This is a genomic window from Pseudoalteromonas sp. Of11M-6 (assembly GCF_022347905.1).
Taxonomy (GTDB): Bacteria; Pseudomonadota; Gammaproteobacteria; order Enterobacterales; family Alteromonadaceae; genus Pseudoalteromonas.
On record NZ_JAKRFW010000097.1, the window covers coordinates 1 to 5,272 of the forward strand.

Annotated in this window: 2 protein-coding genes; both read left to right on the forward strand. The window is 43.8% G+C overall.

What is annotated here, in order from left to right:
- A partial coding sequence (locus MHN32_RS23280) for a non-ribosomal peptide synthetase (RefSeq protein WP_239422952.1) occupies positions 1-4,971 on the forward strand: 4,971 nt, incomplete at its 5' end.
- A gap of 4 nt (positions 4,972-4,975) precedes the next feature.
- Positions 4,976-5,272, forward strand: a 297-nt coding sequence (locus MHN32_RS23285) for a hypothetical protein (RefSeq protein WP_239422953.1), incomplete at its 3' end; no start/stop codon positions are given.

Here is a 5,272-nt window from a genome sequence, read left to right on the forward strand (position 1 = left end):
CGGGCATTACTACCAGAGTACATGCTGCCAAGTCGCTACATTGCGGTATCACAGTGGCCGCTATCCCCGAACGGTAAAATTGACAAAAATGCGCTAAAACAATTGCATAGCAACACTGAGCTCGAGGCCTTTATAGCACCAAGAAATGCCACAGAGGAGCAGTTATTACTCATTTGGCAGCGATTGCTCAAAAACGACGCGATTGGTATTAATGACCACTTTTTTACCGTAGGAGGGGATTCAATTATAGCAATTCAATTGGTTGCTATGGCTCGGGAAGTGGGGCTCCATATAACTTTAAAAGAAGTTATGCAGTTACCTACGGTTGCTGATCAGGCATTGGTGGTTAAAGCAAGTAAAGAAGTGAGTGCTGAACAATCTCCCCTAAGCGGAGAATTTAGGCCTTTACCTATTCAATTGAGATTCTTACAACGCTCAAAAGGGGCGGCTGTACATCATTATAATCAGTCTATCTTATTACAAGTGCCTATTGAGTTATCGCAAGATTTTCTAAGGCAAGCAGTTTCATGTTTACTTGATAGGCATGACGCGTTGAGATTACGGTTTACTCACAAATCAATAGGGTGGATGGGCGAGTTTATTGCGCTTGAACAAATTGATATTAATCGGGTTGTACAGAATGTTTTCGTTGCTGATTGGTCGGCTGAGGCCGTAACTGAAATTGCTGCTGCAGCACAGTCTGGGTTTAATATTTCAAAAGGTGAGTTATTTAAAGCAGTCTTAATCTCAGGTAAAAGTGAAGCTCGGTTGTTACTTGTAGCGCATCACCTGGTCGTAGATGGTGTTTCTTGGCGAATTTTGGTACAAGATTTACAGCGTCTTTGGTGTCAGCATCTACGCCAAGAGATACCTCGGTTACCAGCAAAAACCTCATCTATAAGGCAGTGGAGTGATACCTTAGCGCTTCATTACGACGATTTCCAAGCGCAACAAGTCTTTTGGCTTGCCCAATTAGCCGCTGAAAATACCATGATGCCTTTATCTGAGAGTGAAATAGAGCCCTGTTTACGCAGTGAAAGTGAAATCGTTAAGCTACAGCTTACCCACTCAGTAACTCGTCAACTCCTAGGAAGTGCAAACCAAGCTTATCGCACGCAAGTAGAGGATTTATTGTTAAGTGGGCTGTATTTAGCGCTACAGCAAACATTTGCGGTATCGCAAGTCGCAGTTGCACTGGAAAGCCATGGTCGGGATCCTATCTCTGATGATGTGGATCTCAGTGAAACAGTAGGTTGGTTTACGTCACTTTATCCACTATTACTTAGTTCAGAGGGCACAGGGCTTACAGAAGTAATTATTGCTGTAAAAGAACGGCGTAGGGTTATTTCTGAGTCGAACGTTGGCTTTGGAACACTAAAATACTACTCCCAAACTTCTGAGTGTTCGCATTTTGAACAAGCGGATCCTTTTGTGCTATTTAACTATCTTGGACAAATTGAGATAAATGCAGAGCACGAGCATGGGGATTTTTCTCTCGCTGATGAAAGTATGGGGTCAAATCTACACGAGCAAGCTTTACGGGAGTTTGCTATTGCGATCAATGGCCAAGTGAGTGAAGGCTTACTGCATTTGATGATTGACTATAGTGTTGCGCAGTTTAGTCCAGAGACTATGGTTGCTCTTAAAAATAATTTAGCTATGGCGTTGCAGGATATTGCTAATCACTGTGAAGGCCGAATGCCGATGTTAACAACCTCTGATGTCCCTCATGTCGAATTACAACAATCTCAGCTTAATGAATGGCAGAAACGCTTTGGTACACTCATTAATATCTTTCCTGCAACACCATTACAGCATGGAATATTCTTTCAAAGTCAAATTGATAAAAAAGCCTACTTAACCCAAGTTGTAAATCAAATCAGTGGCGAATTGAACATCAAGGCGATGGAGCTAGCATGGCAATATGTGACTAATCGACATGAAATATTGCGAAGCGGCTTTGCTATAGAAAAAAGTAGCCTTTATCGCTTTGTGCTTGCACCAGATATTAAAGTTCCTGTGCGCTTTTTAGATTGGAGCGACTTGAGTGATGAGCAGCGCCACAGCGCATTTATCACGTTGCGTGAGCAAGACCGAGAAATGGCAATGCCACTCAATGAAGCGCCTTTGCATAGAGTTACTATCGTGCGCTATGACTCCATGCAGCATCAATTACTTTGGACACATCATCACCTAATTTTAGATGGTTGGTGTCTGCAAACCGTTTACCAAGAACTATTGCAAAGCTATTTGTCTTTTGCTAACTCGCAACCCTTATCGTTACCGAAACCGATCCCACTGGATGGTTACTATGATTGGTTGCAGAGTAAAGATAAGCAAAGTGCTCTTGACTATTGGCATACTTACTTACATGACTTTGACTCGCCCACCGCATTGTTAGAAAGCCAAAATTTAGACGTTCAATCGGGCTATGTTGAGCGACAATGGCAAATAAGTACGAGTCTGTCGCAAAAGCTACGAGTACTTGCCAGTGAAGCCAAGGTGACTCTCAATGCTGTCATACAGTGGGCTTGGGGATACTTGTTACAGCGTTACAGTGGCGATCAAAAAGTATTGTTTGGTACTGTAATTTCAGGTCGGCCATCTGAGGTACAAAACATTGAAAAGATGGTTGGGTTATTCATAAACACCATACCTGTAAAAGTTGATTTTGTTCCATCAACGGATCTTAAAGCTCAGCTTAAGCAGTTACATGAAAGCCAGTTGCAAAGTCAAGAACACGGCTTTTTAACTTTGCCAGAGATCCGGCAACAAACAGCGATTGCCGCAGAGGTTGAGTTGTTCGATAGTATCGTAGTGTTTGAGAACTATCCTACTGAGAGCAATAGCAGTGTAGCGAATAATACCAGTGATGTTGTTATCAATAGTAGTGAGACGGCAGAGTATAGTGCTGTGCCGTTGACTTTTATTGTGAATGATAATGAACACTTACAGCTTACATTGGGATATCGTAAAGAGCGTTTCAGCGATAACACCATAGCGCAAATGCAACATCATCTTGATGCCATCTTTTCTCAGCTTGCGGATGGTCGAGGTGTGGGTGAAATTTCACTGTTATCGACGTCTGAGCAACATTTACTGGCGCAGCAACATGATACTTTCTGTTCCCACAATTTAGCTTTACTACCGCATCAATATGTTGACCACTTTGCACAGGTAACACCTAACAGCATCGCCGTTCTTGATACTCAAGAAACGTTAACATATCAGCAGTTAAATCAGGCAGCGAACCGATTGGCTCGTTTGCTACAGGCTCAGGGAGTAATGCAGGAATCCTTCGTGGCTTTGTATCTTGAACGTCACTGTAGCATGGTTATTGCAATTTTGGCGGTGTTAAAGGCGGGTGGCGCTTATGTACCTATTGACCCGAGTATGCCGGACGCGCGCAGTAGTGCAATCTTAGACCAGCTGGGTGATGTACAAGTATTGACCCAACTGCACTTAGCGGAAGCTGAGTGTTTGCAATCACATCAAGTGACTGTGATCGATAGCGAAGCGACGCTAGATACTCTCTTCCAGTACAGAGCAACGACTCCTAGTACCTTTGAATTAAGCGCGACAAATCTTGCGTATATGATTTTTACGTCAGGTACAACAGGACAACCAAAAGGGGTGATGGTTGAGCATCAAGCCTTGTTGAATCGTGTACTGTGGATGCAAAAGCAATATGGACTGAAAGCCAGTGATAAAGTGCTGCAAAAGACGCCTTATGGTTTTGATGTTTCGGTCTGGGAGTTTGTTTGGCCATGGACCGTTGGCGCAAGCATTGTTCTAGCTAAACCTGAGGGTCACAAAGAGCCTAAGTATCTAGCAGAGTTGATACAGCGACAAGGCATTACTCATTGTCACTTCGTACCTTCAATGCTGCAAGCATTTATGCAGCATGCAGAGTTATCGCAGTGCCAAACACTGAAACAGGTATTTTGTAGCGGTGAGGCATTAACGCGCGATCACCGAGAACAGTTTATACGAGCGTCATCCGCTCAGTTACATAACTTATATGGCCCGACAGAAGCAGCAATAGATGTAAGTTATTGGGATTGTAGTAAAACCACCTCGGCCCCGAGTGTTCCCATTGGTTATGCTATTGATAACATTAACTGTGTAGTAGTGAGTCCAGATTTTGCTGAGCAGCCTATCGGTATTCCAGGAGAGTTACTCATATCTGGGATTGGCTTGGCTCGAGGTTACTTTCAGCAGGAACAGCTCACTGCGGAGAAATTTATTACGGTGAGCTTAGCAAACCGTTCTCAGCAGAGATATTATCGCACGGGCGATTTGGTCCGTCGTTTAGAATGTGGAGCTCTGGAGTTCCTTGGTCGTTTAGATCATCAAGTTAAAATCCGTGGTTTGCGTGTAGAGCTAGGAGAGATCCAAGCTGCGATTGCAGGCTGTGATGAAGTGGAAGAAGCATTTGTCAGTGTGCAGGAGTTACAAGCTGGTGAACAGCTTATCGCATTCTGTGTTACATCATTGGACAGTGCTGAACTTTCAGCTGTGATACCTAAGTTGCTGGCATCTACCTTACCGAACTACATGATACCTGCAACCTATATCGCATTGACTGAATTACCAGTCACTGTTAACGGCAAACTTGACCGTAAAGCACTATACAGCATGGTGACGGCCCAGCCTCAGATTGAATATGTTCCAGCACATACGGCAACAGAAGTTGCTCTAGAGGAAGTCTGGCGAGAGTGTTTAGGTATCACAGAACCCCTCAGTACCGTGCAGTCTTTCTTTGCTCTAGGCGGAAATTCGCTTCATGCCATGAGTATCCTCGATCGTGTCCAATCGCACTGGGATTACCCTTTTGAAATTGCAGACCTGTTTGCCTTCCAAACAATCAAAGAATTAGCACAGTTTATTGATGCAACACAGTCCCAGTATAGCTCAGAACAGCAGGAGCTAGAGGCGGATAGTGAGGCCTTTGAAGAAATGGAGTTTTAACCCAATGATTGATTTGCTTAATCAACTACAACAAAAAAATATTCAGCTATCTTCTGACTCCGGTACTTTAAAGGTGAAAGCACCAAAAGGTGCCATGACTGCTGAGTTAGCAGAGCAAGTAAAAACGCACAAAGAACAGTTATTGCACTTTCTTGAGAGAAAGCAGCAAGGGAGGTCAGTGGCGAGTATCCCCTTGTGTGCCATAGATCGCAGTGGTGCGATCCCAGCGTCATTTTCACAACAACGGCTGTGGTTAATCGATAAGCTAGAAGGCAGTCAACATTATAATGTTGCAGCAGCA